The organism is Crossiella sp. SN42 (genome assembly GCF_023897065.1).
Classification (GTDB): Bacteria; Actinomycetota; Actinomycetes; order Mycobacteriales; family Pseudonocardiaceae; genus Crossiella.
Genome location: NZ_JAMHIV010000043.1, coordinates 11,887 through 27,295, shown reverse-complemented (window position 1 = coordinate 27,295; position 15,409 = coordinate 11,887). Strand labels below are relative to the sequence as shown.

Here is a 15,409-nt window from a genome sequence, read left to right as displayed (position 1 = left end):
GCATGACCGATGTCAAGGGCTCCCGAGCGGACCGGGCCAGCCAGACGCGGCGCCGGATCATCGCGGCAGCCACCGAGTTGTTCCTGGCCAACGGCTATGGCGCGACCACGCTCCAGCAGGTCGCCGACCGGGCGGGCGTGGCCGTCCAGACCATCTATTTCACCTTCCGCAACAAGCCCACCCTGCTCAAGGAACTCCTCGACGTGACCATCGCCGGCGACGACCAGCCGCTGGCGACCATGGACCGGCCCTGGTTCGCCGAGGTGGTCAACGCGCCCGACGCCCGCACCGGCCTCACCGCACTGGTGACCGGCACCCACGCCGTTCTCCAGCGCGTCGCCGCCGTCTCCGAGATGGTCCGCACCGCGGCCTCCGCGCACCCCGAACTACGCGATCTGTGGCCCGGCCGCGAGGACCCGCGCTACACCGTGCACACCACGGCCGCCAAGGCCCTGCTGGACAAACCCGGCGCCCGCGCTGGCCTGACCGAGCAGCAGACGGCGGACGTCCTCTACGCCCTGCTCAGCCCGGAACTGTTTCTCATCCTCACCCGCGACCGGGCCTGGACACCCCAGGCATGGCAACGCTGGGCCATCGACACCCTCGCCGCCCAGCTCCTAGCCCCCGATCCACTCCAACCGGCTTGAACCCCCATCGGAAGACGCTCTGCCTTGGTAGCCGCTAGCGGGCGTTTTCACAGTGGGTGTCGTGATCTGCTTTGATCAGCTCTCGTGGTGTTGCCCAGCCGGGGCACGCCACCACCCACACAGCGGGCCAGGTCGCCCAGCGCGGAGCGCAGTGAGCCAGACGATCATGCTATCGGCCGTGGTGTACGCAGCCGAGTAGCCACTCGGTCAATGTGGCGTAGTCGGCGTCGGTGAGGCCGTGTCGCGGGTCGACCCGGTGCAGCAGGGCGGTTCCCGGGTGGTGGGCGGACACCCAGGCGCGGTCGGGGGCGGTGATCTCGTCGTCGACCCAGGCGAAGGCGCGGCCGGCGGCGAAGGTGACCAGGGCGCGGGTTTTCCAGTGCAAGCCGGTTCGCTCGTCTCGTTCGTCCACATCGGACGGTTCCGGCCAGTCGACCACCGGGAGTCGCGGGAGGCCGAGCAGCGGTGTGAGGCACTCGTTGGCCTCTGCCATCCAGGTGGTGGCCCAGACCAGTTCGCAGGGCAGGGCCGCGAGGCGGGGGCCGTGGGCGGGATTGAGCCTGGGCAGCAACGGGTTCGCCGGTGCTTGCCCTCCGGTTGGGTAGGTCGGGTAGTGCTGCCCGCCGAAGGGGATGAGGGGGCCGTCGACGTCGAGGAACAGCAGCGGAGGTGGTGCGGCGCCGGTCACGGACGCACGATAGCGAGGTCAGGCGGCGCGGGGTGTGGCCCGGAGGAGTTGGGTGAGGAACTCGGTGTTGTCCGGGGTGGCGCGCAGGCCGTCCAGGAGCTTGTCCACGGCCTGGTGGGGTTCGCAGGTGTGCAGGGCGCGGCGCAGGGCGCGGGTGGCGGCGATTTCCGTTGCGGAGCACAGGATCTCGTCCTTGCGGGTGCCGGTGCGGCGGATGTCGATGGCCGGGTAGCGACGCTGGTTGGCGACGCCCCGGTCGAGCACGAGCTCGGCGTTGCCCGTGGCCTTGTACTCCTCGAAGATCAGGTTGTCGCCCGCGGAGCCGGTGTCGACCAGGGCGGTGGCGAAGATGGTGAGGGAGCCGCCCTGCTCGATCGCCCTTGCCGCGCCGAGGAACCGCTTCGGCGGGGTGAGCGCGGCGGCGTCGATGCCGCCGGAGAGGATGCGGCCGGAGGCGGGGGCGGCGAGGTTGTAGGCGCGGCCAAGGCGGGTGAGGGAATCCAGTAGCACCACCACGTCCTGGCCCAGTTCGACCAGGCGTTTGGCGCGTTCGATGGCGAGCTCGGCCAGTGCGGTGTGCTCGCGGGGCGGCTGGTCGAAGGTGGCGCCGATGACCTCGCCGGGCACGGTGCGGGCGAAGTCGGTGACCTCCTCCGGGCGCTCACCGACCAGGACCGCCATCAGGTGGCATTCCGGGTGGTTATGACTGATCGCGTGCGCGATCGCTTGCAGCACCGTGGTTTTACCCGCTTTGGGCGGCGCGACGATCAGCGCGCGCTGGCCCTTGCCGACCGGCATGAGCAGGTCGATCACCCTGGTGGTCAGCGCCTGCGGGGTGGTTTCCAGGCGCAGGCGGTCGCGGGGGTGGATGGGGGTCAGGTCGGTGAAGGCCGGGCGGGTGGCCGCGCGCAGCGGGTCCTGGCCGTTGACCGTCTCGACCTGGGTCAGGCGCAGCTTCCCGTTTCCGGCCGGCTGCGCGACTCCGGTGACGAGGTCGCCCCGGCGTAGCTTGCAGGTACCGGCGATGGCTTGGGGGACAAGGACATCGTCGGGGGTGGACAGGTAGGAGTGGTTGCGGAGGTAGCTGCGGTTGTCCTGGGTGTCGAGCACCCCGGACACCGTGAAGGTGTTGTCGGACATGGGGTTTCTTTCCGTGAGTGGGTTCGCCGGGGAAGGCGGGTAGCCACGTCCGGCGAGGGGGGAACCGTGAAATCGGAAACCGGCTGTTGGGGGACGACTGTCCAGAACCCGCGAGCGGTAGACGCCTTCACGGTAGCAGACCGCGCGCCGCTCGCCCAGTGAGTTGTCCCACGGCACCCCCAAGCCCAGGTCAGGAGCGGACCGCCCGGTCCGGACGCGGCGCGGTCGCGGCGTGCGGCCGTCGGCGGAACCACATCGTCCACGCCACCAGCAGTCCGATCGCGGCCAGCTCGATCACCTGGCTGAGCCCGGCCATCACCTCGATCGGCAGCCGGTAGACCAGCACCGCCCTGACCGCGGAGGCCGCCAGCAGGCCCCCGGCCCAGACCGCGGTCAGCAGCAGGAACAGCCGGCGGAACGCGGGTTCCGCGGCGATCCGCTGGTCCCAGTCCTCGGTGCCGGTGCCGCGCATGCGTTTGGCCACGTGGAAGAGGGCGGGCCGGGTGGTCAGGCAGGTGCCGAGGAAGACCAGCGCGACCGCGGTGGTGATCAGTGGTTCGCGCAGCAGCATGAGCCGGGGGTCGCTGGTGAGCAGGGCGGCGATGAGGCTGAGCAGGCTGGTCAGCAGCATGAGCAGGACCAGTGGCTCGACCCGGCGGCGGATGCAGAGCAGGTATCCGGCGCGCAGCCCCACCGCGATGGTGCCGGCCAGCAGGCAGGTCAGGTTGTCGTAGCCGAACAGGCGGGCGGCGTAGAAGGTCAGCGGGGACAGGCCGATGTCCAGCACCAGTCCCAGCAGCCAGGTGAACCGGTTGCGCGGCATGGTCACCACCCCACCGGCAGGCAGTCGAGCCCGAAGACCTGCGCCTGCTGTTTGTAGTGCGGCTCCGCCGAGGTCAGGTGCAGCGTGGGCAGCCGGGTGAGCAGGCGGGTGAAGGCGATCTCCAGCTCGGCGCGGGCCAGGTGCGCGCCGATGCACTGGTGCGGCCCGTGCCCGAAGGCGAGGTGGTGCCGGGCCGGGCGGGACGGGTCGAACTCGTCGGGGCGGTCGAGGAAGTCGGGGTCCCGGTTGGCGGACAGGCCGAGGGTGAGCACACCCTCCCCCGCCCGGATGAGCCTGCCGCCCAGCTCGACGTCGGCGGTGGCGACCCTGGCGGCCACCGTGTCGGCGACCGAGTGGAACCGGAGCAGCTCCTCGACCACCGCGGGCATACGCCGGGGATCTTCGCGGAGTTCCCGGCACAGGTCGGGTTCACCGAGCAGGGTGAGCAGGCCGAGGGAGATCATGTTCGCCGTGGTCTCGTGCCCGGCGACCAGCAGGATCAGCAGCATGCCGACCGCGCCGGGCCTGCTCAGCCTGCCCTCGGCGACCGGCCCCGCGGCGAGCCTGCTGATCAGGTCGCCGGCAACCGGCCCGGCAGCCAGCCCGCTTACCAGGTCCCCGGCGACCGGCCCGGCAGCCAGCCCGCTCACCAGATCCCCGGGAACCGGCCCGGTTGGCAGTCCGGTCGCCAGATCACCGGTGGTTTCGCGCTGCCGTAGCTCGAACAGCGCGTCCAGATAACCGAACAGCTCCCCCGTGGCCGCGCCCGACTCCTCGGCGCTGCTGGCCTGGCTCAACGCGATCCGGGTCCGCGACTCGAAGAACTCGTGGTCGGCGTAGGGCACGCCGAGCAGTCGGCAGATCACCAGCGAGGGCAGCGGCAGCGCGAAGGCGGACACCAGGTCTGCCTCCGGTCCGCTCGCCACCAGGTCGTCGATGAGCCGGTCCGCCACCCGCTCGATCTCCGGCCGCAGCGCGCTCACCCGGCGCACGGTGAACTCGGCGTTGAGCATCCGCCGGTACACCCCGTGCTCGGGCGGATCGGTGTCCAGGAACGGCCGTCGCCGCGCGGGCGGGCCGTCGCCGGGGCGTCTGCGGGGAAAGCCGGGGCGGGTGGCGTCGATGCTGAAGCGCGGGTCGGTGAGCACCGTGCGCACGTCGGCGTGCCTGCTGACCAGCCAGACCCGGTCGCCGCTGGGCAGGGTGGCCCTGGCGACCGGGTCGGTGGCGCGCAGCCGGGCGTACTCCGGCGGTTCGGTGTGCGGGCAGGTGCGCGGGATCGGGAGTTTCACAACTGCGACGCTAGGGACGCACCGGGTGGAGTTGCCTCGGCGCACGGGTGGGTTCCCTCAGCCGGGGATCTCCACCCCGGGGTGGAGGGCGGCCGCGGTGGCGGTGCCGGTGAGGTCGGCGACCCGGCCCTGGAACAGGATCCGGCCGCCGTGCCTGCCCGGTCCGGGGCCGAGGTCGATCAGCCAGTCGGCGCGCCGGATCACGTCCAGGTTGTGTTCGATGACCAGCACGGTGTGGCCGTGTTCGACCAGGTCGTCCAGCACCGAGAGCAGGTTGTCGATGTCGCTCAGGTGCAGGCCGGTGGTGGGTTCGTCCAGCACGTACAGGGTGGGCTCGGTCGCCTCGCGCAGCTCCTTGGCGATCTTGACGCGCTGGCATTCGCCGCCGGAGAGGGTGGTCAGCGGCTGGCCGAGGCGGAGGTAGCCGAGGCCGACCTGGTCCAGGTGGCGCAGGGAGCTCGCGATCGCCGGGTCGGTGAGGCGGTGGATGGCCTCGGTGATGGTGAGCTCGTCGATGTCGGCGATGGACAGGCCGTCCACCTTGTGCCGCAACACTTCCGACGTGAACCGGCGGCCGTGGCAGGTCTGGCAGACCGTCTCCTGGCCGTCCAGGAACGCCAGGTCGGTGTAGATCACGCCCAGGCCCGCGCAGTCGGGGCAGGCGCCAGCGGAGTTGGCGCTGAACAGGGTGGCGGAGACGTTGTTGGTGCGGGCGAACAGTTTCCGGATGGGGGTGGCGATGCCGGTGTAGGTGATGGGGGTGGACCGGCGGTTGGTGCTGACCGGTTTCTGGTCGATGACGATGGCCTCGTGCTGGGCCAGCAGCTCGGCGGCCAGGCTGGACTTGCCCGACCCGGCCACGCCGGTGAGCACGGTCAGCACGCCGGTGGGGATCTCGGCGGTGACGTGGTCCAGGTTGTTGCGGGTGGCGTTGGCGATGGTGAGCCAGCCGTGCGGTTCCCGGGGCTGGGTCTTGATCGGGCGGGGCCGGGACAGCGCGGTCGCGGTGGGGGTGCTGGCCTGCTGGAGCTCGGCGAAGGTGCCTTGGAAGACCAGGGTTCCGCCGTGTTCACCCGCGTGCGGGCCGATCTCGATGATCTGGTCGGCGATGGCCATCACCTCCGGGTCGTGCTCGACGACGAGGACGCTGTTCCCCTTGTCCCGCAACTGTTTGAGCAGGGTGGTCATCGCGGCCACGTCGTGCGGGTGCAGGCCGACGGTGGGTTCGTCGAAGACGTAGAGCATCTCGATCAGGCTGCTGCCCAGGTGTTTCACCGTCTTGATGCGCTGGGACTCGCCGCCGGAGAGGGTGGTGGTGGCGCGGCCCAGGTGCAGGTAGCCGAGGCCGATGGTGACCATCGCGTCCAGGCGGTCCCGCAACGCCTCCAGCACCGGCCGCACCGTCGGATCGGTCAGTTCCGCCACCAGGTTGGCCAGTTCGCTGATCTCCATCCTGGCCAGCTCGCCGATGGTGTGGCCGCGCACGGTGGCGGTGCGGGCCGCCTCGTTCAGCCGGTCGCCGTGGCAGTCCGGGCACCGCTCGGCGCGGGTGAACCGGGCCAGCGTCTCCTTCTTGCGCTCGGAGAGGTCGTCGCTGGTGTGCAGGTAGATCCGCTCGAACCGCTCCACCACGCCCTCGTAGTCCTTGGGCGGCTTGGTGCCCAGCCGCGCGGCGTGCTCGCCGCCGTAGAGCAGCGCGTCCCGCTCGGCCTGGCTCCACTCGCGCAGCGGGGTGTGCACGTCGAAGGTGCCGATGTCGGCGTACTGGGAGTACCAGTAGCCGCCGTTTCCGAAGCCGGGCAACAGGATCGCGCCTTCGGCCAGCGAGCGGTCCAGGTCGAGGAAGCGGTCCACCGCGCTGGCCACCACCTCGCCGAGGCCGGAACACTTCTGGCACATGCCCGCCTGGTCGTTGAAGGAGAAGTGGTTCGACTCGCCCACGTGCGGGGTGCTCAGCCGGGAGAACAGCAGGCGCAGGTAGGTCCAGGCGTCGGTGATCGTGCCCACGGTGGAGCGGGCGTTGCCGCCCAGGCGGCGCTGGTCGATCACCACCACCGGGGACAGGCCGTCGATCTGGCCGACCTCGGGCCTGGTCCACTTCGGCAGCCGATTGCGGGTGAACGGCGGGAAGGTCTCGGTGAGCTGGAAGCCCGCCTCGGCCGCGATCGTGTCGAACACCAGGGAGGACTTGCCGGAGCCGGACAGGCCGACGAACACCACCACCTGCCCGCGCGGCACGTCCACATCGAGTGACTTCAGGTTGTTGGTCCGGGCGTCCCGGATGCGGATGGTCGACATGGCCGCCACGCTAGGAGCAGATGTGGCCAGAAACTGACCGCGATTCACGGGAGAATGTCGGCATGGCGGATGTGTTGCACCGGGTGCTCTCGCTGCTGGCCGAGCTCCAGACCGGCCGGGCGTTCACCGGCGAGGAGCTGGCCGCCCGGCTCGCGGTCGCCCCGCGCACGCTGCGCAGGGACGTGGACCGGCTGCGCAGCTACGGCTACCCGGTGCAGACCCAGCCGGGGCCGGGCGGCTACTACCGGCTGGCCGCCGGGCGGGCCATGCCGCCGCTGCTGCTGGACGACGACGAGGCCATCGCCACCCTGCTCGGCCTGGCCACGCTGGCCGCCGTCGGCCAGGCAGGCGAGGGCAGCGTGGACGACGCGGCCAACCGCGCCTACGGCAAGGTCGACCAGTACCTGCCCAAGCGGCTGCGGCCCCGCGCGGCGGCGTTGCGCGCCAGCCTGGAGACCACGGCCACGCCCGCGCCGAGCACCAGCGCGGAGACGATGAGCACGCTGGCCGAGGCCATCCAGCACAACCACCTGGTGTCCTTCGGCTACACCGGCGCGAACGGGGCCGCGAGCACCCGCCGGGTGGAGCCGCACCGCCAGCTGCACCTGCACCTGCGCTGGTACCTGCTGGCCTGGGACACCGACCGGGCGGACTGGCGGGTCTTCCGCATCGACCGCATCACCGGGCCGCGCGACCTGGGCCGGACCTTCACGCCCCGGCCGCTGCCCGCCGGCAGCGGGATCGACTATGTGCGCCAAGGCATGCGGCGGCAGCGGCAGCGCGTGGTGCTCACCGTGGACGCGCCGCTGGACGTGGTGGCGGACGCGTTCAAGTACCAGGACGTCGAGCTCAGCCCGCTCCCCGAAGGCACCAAAGCCGTGCTGTACCTGGACTCCTGGCAGTGGCTGGTGCAGGGCCTGGCGTTCCTGGACGCGGACTTCACCATCCACGAACCCGCGGAGTTCCGCCAGGCCTGCCAACGGTTCGGCGCGCGGCTCAGGTGAGCGGTTTGCCGCCGGTGACCGCGAGCACCTCGCCGGTGATGTAGCTGGACTCCTGGGAGGCGAAGAACACGTAGGCCGGGGCCAGCTCGGCGGGCTGACCGGCGCGGCCCATCGGGGTGTCGCCGCCGAAGGAGTCCACCTTCTCCTCGGGCATGGTGGCCGGGATCAGCGGTGTCCAAATAGGACCGGGGGCCACCGCGTTGACCCGGATGCCTTGCTCGATCAGGTCACTGGAGAGCGCCTTGGTGAAGGTGACGATGCCGCCCTTGGTGGTCGCGTAGTCCAGCAGCTCGGCGGAGGGCTGGGAGGCCTGGATGGAGGCGGTGTTGATGATGGCGCCGCCGGGTGGCATGTGCGGCACGGTGGCCTTGCACAGCCAGAACATCGCGTACAGGTTGGTCTTGAGCACCCGGTCGAACTGCTCGGTGCTGATGCCGAGGATGCCCTCGTCCTGGGACATCTGGTAGGCGGCGTTGTTGACCAGCACGTCGATCCGGCCGAACTCCTGCACCGCCCGCGCGACCAGGTGCTGGCAGTGCTCCTCGGACTGGATGTCCCCCGGCACGCACACCGCCTCGCGACCGGCCTCGCGCACCAGCTCGGCTGTGCTCTGCGCGTCCTCTTCCTCCTCGGGCAGGTAGGACAGCAGCAGATCGGCCCCTTCGCGGGCGAAGGCGATGGCCACCGCGCGGCCGATGCCGGAGTCGCCGCCGGTGATCAGCGCCTTGCGGCCGGCCAAGCGGGCGCTGCCGCGGTAGGTGCGCTCGCCGTGGTCGGGTTCGGGGCCCATGGCCTCGCCGGTGCCGGGGTGCGACTGCTCCTGGCCCTGCTGCTGCCCTGGGCGCGGGTACTGGGTGCGCGGGTCCTGCTGGGTGTACTGGTCCTCGGCCATGCGGTGGTCTTACCCCGTGTTCAGCCGGCCAATCCCAGGTAGTCGCTCAGTTGGGTGGCCGCGCGCAGCATGGCCAGGCCCTGCGCGGTGAGCTTGCGCTGCCAGTCTTCCAGCGCGTCGGCCAGCGAGTCGGTGCCGCCCGCGGTGCGGATCTGGCGGACCACGGTGGCGATGTGCGCGAGCGGGTAGCCGCCGCGGCGGAGCAGGTGCGCCAGCTCGGCGTCGCGGCGGTCCTCGGCGGTGTAGACCCGGTAGCCGGTGGCCGGATCCCGTGCGGGGGTGAGGATTCCGGCCTGTTCCCAGTTGCGCACGGTGGCCGGGGTGACGCCGAGCTGGCGGGCCAGCTCGCCGATGCTGCGCGGTCCCGGTGACGGCGGAGGCGCTGGGTGCTCGGTCAGGTGGGCGACCGCTTCACGTACCGCGGCCAGGGTTTCCGCATCGCGCAGGGACTGGTGGTGGCCGCGGTGGATGGTCAGCAGCACCTCGTTGAGCTCGCCGTGGTGCACCGTGCGCATGATCTGGCCGCCGAGGGCGTGCCCGTAGGCGCCGACCAGGGCGAGGTAGGCGCGCAGCGCGGCGGCGTGCCGCTGCGTGTAGATCCGGTAGCCGCTGGCGGTGCGTTCGGCCGGTGGCAGGAAGCCGTCCCGCTCGTAGTTGCGCACCGCCTGGGTGGACAGGTTGTGCTCCCGCGCGAGGTCGGCTGGTCGTAGGGTTCTCACCGGTTTGAGACTTTACCGCAGCCCTGCCCTGGCCAGCGCGCTGGAAGTCTCAACCGGTCTTTCAAAGTTACGATTGAGACCCATGAGTCAGGACATCAGAGACTTCGTGACCACAGCCGAGCTGGTGGCGCTGGGCGAGCCGACGCATCAGGAACCGGCCTTCGGGCACCTGCGCAACGAGCTGTTCGCCCAGCTGGCCGCGCACGGCTTCCGCTCGATCGCGCTGGAGACCTGCCGGGTGGCCGCCCTCGCGGTCAACGACTACGTCCAGGAGGGCATCGGCACCCTCGATTCGGTGCTGGCGGAGGGCTTCACGCACAACTTCGGCGAGCTGGCGGCCAACCGGGAGCTGGTGGCCTGGATGCGCGAGTACAACGAGGGCAGGCCGCCCGCGGACCGGCTGGCCTGCCACGGCTTTGACGCCGCGATGGAGACCTTCAGCGTGCCCAGCCCCCGCCGCTTCCTCGAACACGCCCGCGACTACCTGGGACTCGACCTCGACTTCGCCGCTCTGCTGGGCGCGGACGAGCAGTGGAGCGACACCGCGGCGGTGATGGACCCGGACCAGTCGCCGGGGGCCACGCCCGAGGCGGTGCGGGCGCGGGTGCTCGCCGACGAGCTGCTCACCATGCTGGACCAGTGCGCCCCAGGATTGATCGCGACGACCTCGCGGGCGGCCTGGGAGCGGGCGCGGGTCCACCTCACCGCCGGTCTGGACCTGCTGCGCTACCACTACCTGGCCGCGCAGCAGATCGAGTCCAACGAGCGGTGGGGCCGGCTGAGCGCGACCAGGGACACCTTCATGGCGCGCAACATCCTGGACATCCGCGGCCTGGAGGCCCGGCGCGGCGGCACCCTGCTCGGCGCGCACAACCTGCACCTGCAGACCCGCCAGAGCCACATGGCGATGGGGCCGTTGACCATCTCCTGGCTGTCCGCGGGCGCGATGGTGGCCGCGCTGACCCAGGAGCGCTACACCTTCGTGGCCGGCAGCCTGGGCCGCAGCGCCAAGATCGGGCTCGGCGAGCCGCACCCGGACACCTACGAGGCCGAGTTGCAGGAGCGGTTCGCCACCTGGGGCCTGACCAAGGCCGAGGCGATCGCGCCCGCGGAGGTCCGCACCGACATGACGCCGCAGCAGGGCTACTTCCCGCTGGATGAGTTCAACCTGGGCGGCGCCGCCGCGGTGCTGCACGTCAGCGACGGCGCCGCGGTCGGGTCATAGCGTCGGCACCACCATCGGGGTGCCGGTCACCGGGTCCGGCACCACGATGCTGGGCAGGTCGAAGACCTCCTTGAGCAGCGCGCTGTCCACCACCTCGGCCGGGGCGCCCTCGGCGACCACCCTGCCCTCCTTCATCGCCACCAGGTGGTCGGCGTAGCGGCAGGCCTGGTTGATGTCGTGCAGCACCGCCACGATGGTCCGGCCCTGCTCCCGCAGCCGGGCCAGCAGGGTGAGCAGCTGGTACTGGTGGGTGATGTCCAGGAAGGACGTGGGCTCGTCCAGCAGCAGGTAGGGCGTCTGCTGGGCGAGCACCAGGGCCACCCACACCCGCTGCCGCTGCCCGCCGGAGAGCTCGTGCACACCCCGTTCGGCCAGCTCGGTCACCCCGGCGGCGGCCATCGCCCCGGCCACCGCCTGATCGTCCACTGTGGACCAGGTTGACAGCAGCGACTGGTGCGGGAAGCGGCCCCGGCCGACCAGCTGGCGGACCTTGATGTTCTCCGGGGTCACCGGATCCTGCGGCAGGAAGCCGAGTTCGCGGGCCAGCGCCTTGGCCGGGTAGGCGCCCACCTCGCGGTCGTCCAGGCGCACCGCGCCCTCGGCCGGGCGGAGCAGCCGGACGAAGGCGCGCAGCAGGGTGGACTTGCCGCAGGCGTTGGGGCCGACGATGGCGGTGAACTTCCCGTCCGGGATGTCCAGGTCCAGCCGGGTGGAGACGACCCGCTCGCCGTAGCGAAGGGTGAGTTCCCGTGCGTGCAGGCGTGCGGTCACGCGCGCCTCACCTCCCTGGTGAGCAGCCAGATCAAGTAGCAGCCGCCGATCGCGCTGCTGAGCACGCCGACCGGCAGCGCGACCGGGGCCAGCAGCAGCTGGGCGAGCAGGTCCGCGCCGAGCAGCAGCACCGCGCCGGTCAGCGCGGCGGGCAGCAGCGGCACGCCGGGCGAGCGGGCCAGCCTGCGCCCGATCTGCGGGGCGGCCAGCGCGATGAACACGATCGGCCCGGCCACCGCGGACACCGTGGCCGTGCAGCCGACGCCGATGAGCACCACCAGCAGCCGCAGCCGGGACACCCCGACCCCGGTGGTGGCCGCCAGGTCCGCGCCCAAGGCGTGCTGCTGCAAGGCATGCGACTGGGTCGCCAGCACCACGACCAGCGCCGCGACCACCGCGAACGGCAGCCACACCTGCGGCCAGCCGATGCCGTTGAGCGAACCGGCGTGCCAGCCGACCGCGGCGATGGCCACCTCCAGCTCGGCGCGCAGCACGATCCAGGAGTTCAGCGCCGCCGCCATCGCGTTCATCGCCACGCCGATCACCACCAGCCGCAGCCCGGACAGCCCGCCCCGGCTGGCCAGCAGGTAGATCAGCCCGGCCACCAGCAGCGCGCCGCAGACCGCGCTCACCGCGCGCTGCGCCGAGGTGCCGGCCAGCACGGTGATCGCGAACAGCGCGCCGGTGTAGGCACCGCTGTCCAGGCCGAGCACGTCCGGGCTGCCCATCGGGTTGCGGGTGATGTTCTGGAAGATCGCCCCGGCCAGGCCGAGCGCGGCCCCGAACACCAGCGCCGCCAGCACTCTCGGCAAGCGCCAGTCCCTGATCACCACGATGGAATCCCCGGTTCCGGCCAGTGCGGCGAACACCTGGGCCGGGCTGGACCAGGACGCGCCCAGGCACAGCCCGAGCAGGCCGAGGCCGAGCATCGCCACGACCAGCGCGAGCACCACCGCCAGCGTCCGGCGCTCGACCCGGATCGTCTTCCCGCCGCGCGGCAGGGCGAAGGTCACCGGGCCGCTCACAACGAGTCCGCCCCGTAGCGCCGGACCGCCCAGATCAGCACCGGGCCGCCCAGGAAGGCGGTCACGATGGCCACCGGCACCTCGCCGGTGACCAGCAGCACCCGGGACAGGGTGTCCGCGACCAGCAGCAGCACCGGGCCGAGCACCATGGTGTGGCCGAGCAGCCAGGGGATCGAGCCGTCGGCCAGCCGCCGGGCCAGGTGCGGCACCATCAGCCCGACGAAGATGATCGGCCCGGCCACCGCGGTGGCCGCGCCGACCAGCACGGTGATCAGCACCAGCGCGAGCAGCCGGACCCTGGCCACCCGCACGCCGAGCGCGTGCGCCACCGTCTCGCCCAGGGTGACCGCGCCGAGCGAACGGCTCAGCAGCAACGTGCCCAGCAGCGCGATCCCGATGGCCGCCATGGGCAGCGCGAGCGAGAGCCGCTCCCGGCCGGCCAGCGAGCCGACCGACCAGAACCGGTACTGGTCCAGCACTTCCGGCGACATCAGCCGCAGGCCGAGGGCGACGCCGGTGAGCACCGCGGTCAGCGCCACCCCGGTGAGCACCAGCCGCAGCGGCGAGCGGTGCCCGACCGAGTAGACCACCAGCGCGGCCAGCACCGCGCCGAGCATGGCCAGCCCGAGCTGCTCCCCCTGGGAAGCGGCCAGGCCCAGCGCGGAGCCGACGGTGATGGCGAACCCGGCGCCCGCGGTGACGCCGAGGATGCCGGGCTCGGCCAGCGGGTTGCGGGACAGGGTCTGGATCACCGCGCCCGCGGTGGCCAGCGCCGCGCCCACCCCGATGGCCAGCAGCGCGCGCGGCACCCGGATGTCCCAGACGATCAGGTGGTCGCTGGATCCGTTGTAGGACACCAGCGCGCGCACCACCTCAGCGGGCGCGACCGGGTTGGCGCCGACGCCGATGCTGACCACCACGGCCACCGCGAGCAACGCCAGCGCACCGGCCAGCACCCCGAGCTGCCGCCCCATCACCCGGCCAGCAGCGGCGCGAACGCGGTGTCGATCGCGCCCAGGGTGGTCAGCGCCGAGGAGTAGGTGGCGGCCTCGGTGTAGCGGAACGGGAAGGTCTTGCCCGCCTTGACCGCGGGCAGGTTCTTCCACAGCTCGGAGTCCAGCACGTACTGCACCGGCGCGGGCACCGAGCCGTCCGGCTTGACCGAGTAGGTGATCGCGTCGGCTTCGGCGTAGGCGGCGGTCAGCTCCTCGATGGAGGAGTACTCGGCGACGGCCTTGGAGCCGCTGCCCTTCTGCTTGACCTCGCCGTAGTAGTTCGCGCCGATGTCTTGGGCGATGTTGGTGCCCCAGGAGCCGTTGAACTCGTGGTGGAACTGGCCCTTGGCCACCTCGCCGTACGCGCCGAGGTGGCCGAGCTTGAGCTTGGGCAGCACGGCCTGGTACTTGGCCTTCAGCTCGGCGGCCTTGGCGTCGTACTTGTTCTTGGCGTCGTCGAACTTGGCCGAGACGCCGGCCGCGTCGGCCTGGCGGCGGGAGAGCTCACGCCAGGCGGAGGGCACGGTCGGGCCGATCGCGACCACCGGGGCCACCGTCTTGAGCCGGGCCACGTCGATGTCGCCGAGCACCGGCGCGGGCACGCCGATCACGATCAGATCGGGCTGGGCGTTGGCGATGGCCTCGTAGTTGGTCTCCTTGGCCTGCTCGCCGGCGACCTTCTTCAGGCCGTCGTAGGTCTTGCGGTCCTCCGGGGTCATCAGCGGCAGGCCGCGGGCCCAGGTGGAGATGCCCACCAGCGGCGCGCCGGCCTCGATCAGCGCGGGGACCGCGTAGCCGGTGGCGATCACCCGCTGCGGCTTGGCCGGGATGGTGATGTCGCCGTTGTCGGCCTTGACCACCCTGGTGCCACCGGCGTTCTCCTTGCCGGACTCACCCGAGCCGCAGCCGGTGACCGCGAGCGCCAGGGTGAGGGTGAGCGCGCCGAGCAGGCGCAGCGGGCTGCGGGCGGACATCAGCGTTCCTCGCTTCCGGCGGCGGTGTGCTCGTGCTCGTGCTCGTGCTCGTGGTCTTCGTCGAAGTCGGCCTCGCCGCGCTTCCAGTAGCCGGTGATGTCCTGCTCGCCCTTGCCCAGCCCCAGCTCCTTGACCCAGCGGCGCAGCGGCTTGATCTCCCCGGCCTCCCCGGCGACCCAGACATGGATCCGCTCGCCCTCGGGCAGGCTGAGCTGCTGGACGGCGGGCGCGAGCAGTCCGGCGGTGCCCGGCGGCAGCGCGCCCCGGTGCAGCCAGCGCACCTCGAAGCCCTCGGGCGCGGCCAGCTCGATCTGCTCGGTGGCGTCGGCGACCTCGATGAAGGCCCAGCCCTTCGCGGTGCGCGGCAACTCCTCCAGCCAGCGGGCGATCGCGGGCAGCGCGGTGAGGTCACCGGCGAGCAGGTAGCGGTCGAAGGTGTGCGGCACGATCCGGCCGCCGGGCGGACCGGCCACGTGCACCGGCTCGCCGGGCTGGACCGTGCGGGCCCAGTCCGCACCGAGGCCGCCCTCGTGCAGGGCGATGTCCAGGTCGAGCTCGCCGGTGGCCGGGTCGTAGCGTCGCACGGTGTACTCGCGGGAGGTCGGCGCCGGCCGGGGCCAGCGCAGCATGAGGCCGTTGGGCTCGGGCAGGCGCAGCGAACCGTCCGGCTCCGGGAAGATCAGCTTCACGTGCTCGTCCGGCGCGTGCGCCTCGAAGCCCTTGGTGCCGGGACCGCCCAGGGTCACCCGGACCAGGCCCGCGCCGACCGGACGGACCGCGCGCACCTCGGCCTGCCGGATGCGGATCGGGTAGGGCACCCGCTCCGCGCTGGTCCCGGCCCTGACCTCGGCGATCCGCTCCCGGTGCCGATGTCGATGATCTACTTTTTCCACTGCGAACTCCCCAGTTACCAGGG

15 protein-coding genes are annotated in these 15,409 nt (G+C 71.8%); 3 read left to right on the top strand and 12 right to left on the bottom strand.

The window, feature by feature from the left end; all coding sequences use genetic code 11:
* Positions 1-2: 2 nt before the first annotated feature.
* Positions 3-647, top strand: coding sequence for a TetR/AcrR family transcriptional regulator (locus M8C13_RS38350; RefSeq protein ID WP_252485719.1), 645 nt, complete (start codon positions 3-5; stop codon positions 645-647).
* A 169-nt stretch (positions 648-816) separates the two neighbouring features.
* On the opposite strand, the gene M8C13_RS38345 is transcribed toward M8C13_RS38350, so the two are convergent.
* The 5 genes from M8C13_RS38345 to M8C13_RS38325 all read right to left on the bottom strand — a co-directional run bounded on the left by M8C13_RS38345 (position 817) and on the right by M8C13_RS38325 (position 6,888).
* Positions 817-1,335, bottom strand: coding sequence for an HAD domain-containing protein (locus M8C13_RS38345; RefSeq protein ID WP_252485718.1), 519 nt, complete (start codon positions 1,333-1,335; stop codon positions 817-819).
* Positions 1,336-1,353: 18 nt separating this feature from the next.
* Positions 1,354-2,475, bottom strand: coding sequence for a transcription termination factor Rho (gene rho, locus M8C13_RS38340; RefSeq protein WP_374213303.1), 1,122 nt, complete (start codon positions 2,473-2,475; stop codon positions 1,354-1,356).
* A 190-nt stretch (positions 2,476-2,665) separates the two neighbouring features.
* Positions 2,666-3,298: a VC0807 family protein gene (locus M8C13_RS38335; RefSeq protein ID WP_252485717.1), complete on the bottom strand. Its 633-nt coding sequence runs from the start codon at positions 3,296-3,298 to the stop codon at positions 2,666-2,668.
* A gap of 2 nt (positions 3,299-3,300) precedes the next feature.
* The gene (locus tag M8C13_RS38330; protein WP_252485716.1) at positions 3,301-4,590 is read right to left on the bottom strand and encodes a cytochrome P450; all 1,290 of its coding nucleotides are present in this window, start codon (positions 4,588-4,590) and stop codon (positions 3,301-3,303) included.
* A 57-nt stretch (positions 4,591-4,647) separates the two neighbouring features.
* Entirely contained in the window at positions 4,648-6,888 is a 2,241-nt protein-coding gene (locus M8C13_RS38325) for an excinuclease ABC subunit UvrA (protein WP_252485715.1), read from the bottom strand.
* A 62-nt stretch (positions 6,889-6,950) separates the two neighbouring features.
* Here M8C13_RS38325 and M8C13_RS38320 point away from each other — a divergent pair, with 62 nt between their 5' ends.
* Entirely contained in the window at positions 6,951-7,892 is a 942-nt protein-coding gene (locus tag M8C13_RS38320; protein WP_252485714.1) for a YafY family protein, read from the top strand.
* On the opposite strand, the gene M8C13_RS38315 is transcribed toward M8C13_RS38320, so the two are convergent.
* Both M8C13_RS38315 and M8C13_RS38310 read right to left on the bottom strand, forming a co-directional pair.
* Positions 7,885-8,784: an SDR family oxidoreductase gene (locus M8C13_RS38315; protein ID WP_252485713.1), complete on the bottom strand. Its 900-nt coding sequence runs from the start codon at positions 8,782-8,784 to the stop codon at positions 7,885-7,887. The two genes, M8C13_RS38320 and M8C13_RS38315, sit on opposite strands and share 8 nt — an antisense overlap.
* Before the next feature lie 20 nt (positions 8,785-8,804).
* Positions 8,805-9,503, bottom strand: coding sequence for a TioE family transcriptional regulator (locus M8C13_RS38310; RefSeq protein ID WP_252485712.1), 699 nt, complete (start codon positions 9,501-9,503; stop codon positions 8,805-8,807).
* 82 nt (positions 9,504-9,585) lie between these two features.
* Here M8C13_RS38310 and M8C13_RS38305 point away from each other — a divergent pair, with 82 nt between their 5' ends.
* Positions 9,586-10,728: an erythromycin esterase family protein gene (locus M8C13_RS38305; RefSeq protein ID WP_252485711.1), complete on the top strand. Its 1,143-nt coding sequence runs from the start codon at positions 9,586-9,588 to the stop codon at positions 10,726-10,728.
* Here the strand turns inward: M8C13_RS38305 and M8C13_RS38300 are convergent.
* Genes M8C13_RS38300 through M8C13_RS38280 form a run of 5 tightly spaced genes read right to left on the bottom strand, consistent with a single transcriptional unit; the run spans position 10,723 to position 15,386 of the window.
* Positions 10,723-11,499, bottom strand: coding sequence for an ABC transporter ATP-binding protein (locus tag M8C13_RS38300; protein WP_252485710.1), 777 nt, complete (start codon positions 11,497-11,499; stop codon positions 10,723-10,725). The genes M8C13_RS38305 and M8C13_RS38300 overlap by 6 nt on opposite strands.
* Complete coding sequence (locus M8C13_RS38295) at positions 11,496-12,524, bottom strand: iron chelate uptake ABC transporter family permease subunit (protein ID WP_252485709.1); 1,029 nt, start codon at positions 12,522-12,524, stop codon at positions 11,496-11,498. Before M8C13_RS38295 ends, M8C13_RS38300 begins: the two co-directional genes overlap by 4 nt.
* Positions 12,521-13,498 (bottom strand): iron ABC transporter permease, encoded by a 978-nt coding sequence (locus tag M8C13_RS38290; RefSeq protein WP_252485708.1) that lies wholly within the window; start codon positions 13,496-13,498, stop codon positions 12,521-12,523. The genes M8C13_RS38295 and M8C13_RS38290 overlap by 4 nt, the downstream gene beginning before the upstream one ends.
* Positions 13,498-14,493: an ABC transporter substrate-binding protein gene (locus M8C13_RS38285; RefSeq protein WP_252485707.1), complete on the bottom strand. Its 996-nt coding sequence runs from the start codon at positions 14,491-14,493 to the stop codon at positions 13,498-13,500. The genes M8C13_RS38290 and M8C13_RS38285 overlap by 1 nt, the downstream gene beginning before the upstream one ends.
* Entirely contained in the window at positions 14,493-15,386 is an 894-nt protein-coding gene (locus M8C13_RS38280; RefSeq protein WP_252485706.1) for a siderophore-interacting protein, read from the bottom strand. The genes M8C13_RS38285 and M8C13_RS38280 overlap by 1 nt, the downstream gene beginning before the upstream one ends.
* Between the last annotated feature and the right edge of the window lie 23 nt (positions 15,387-15,409).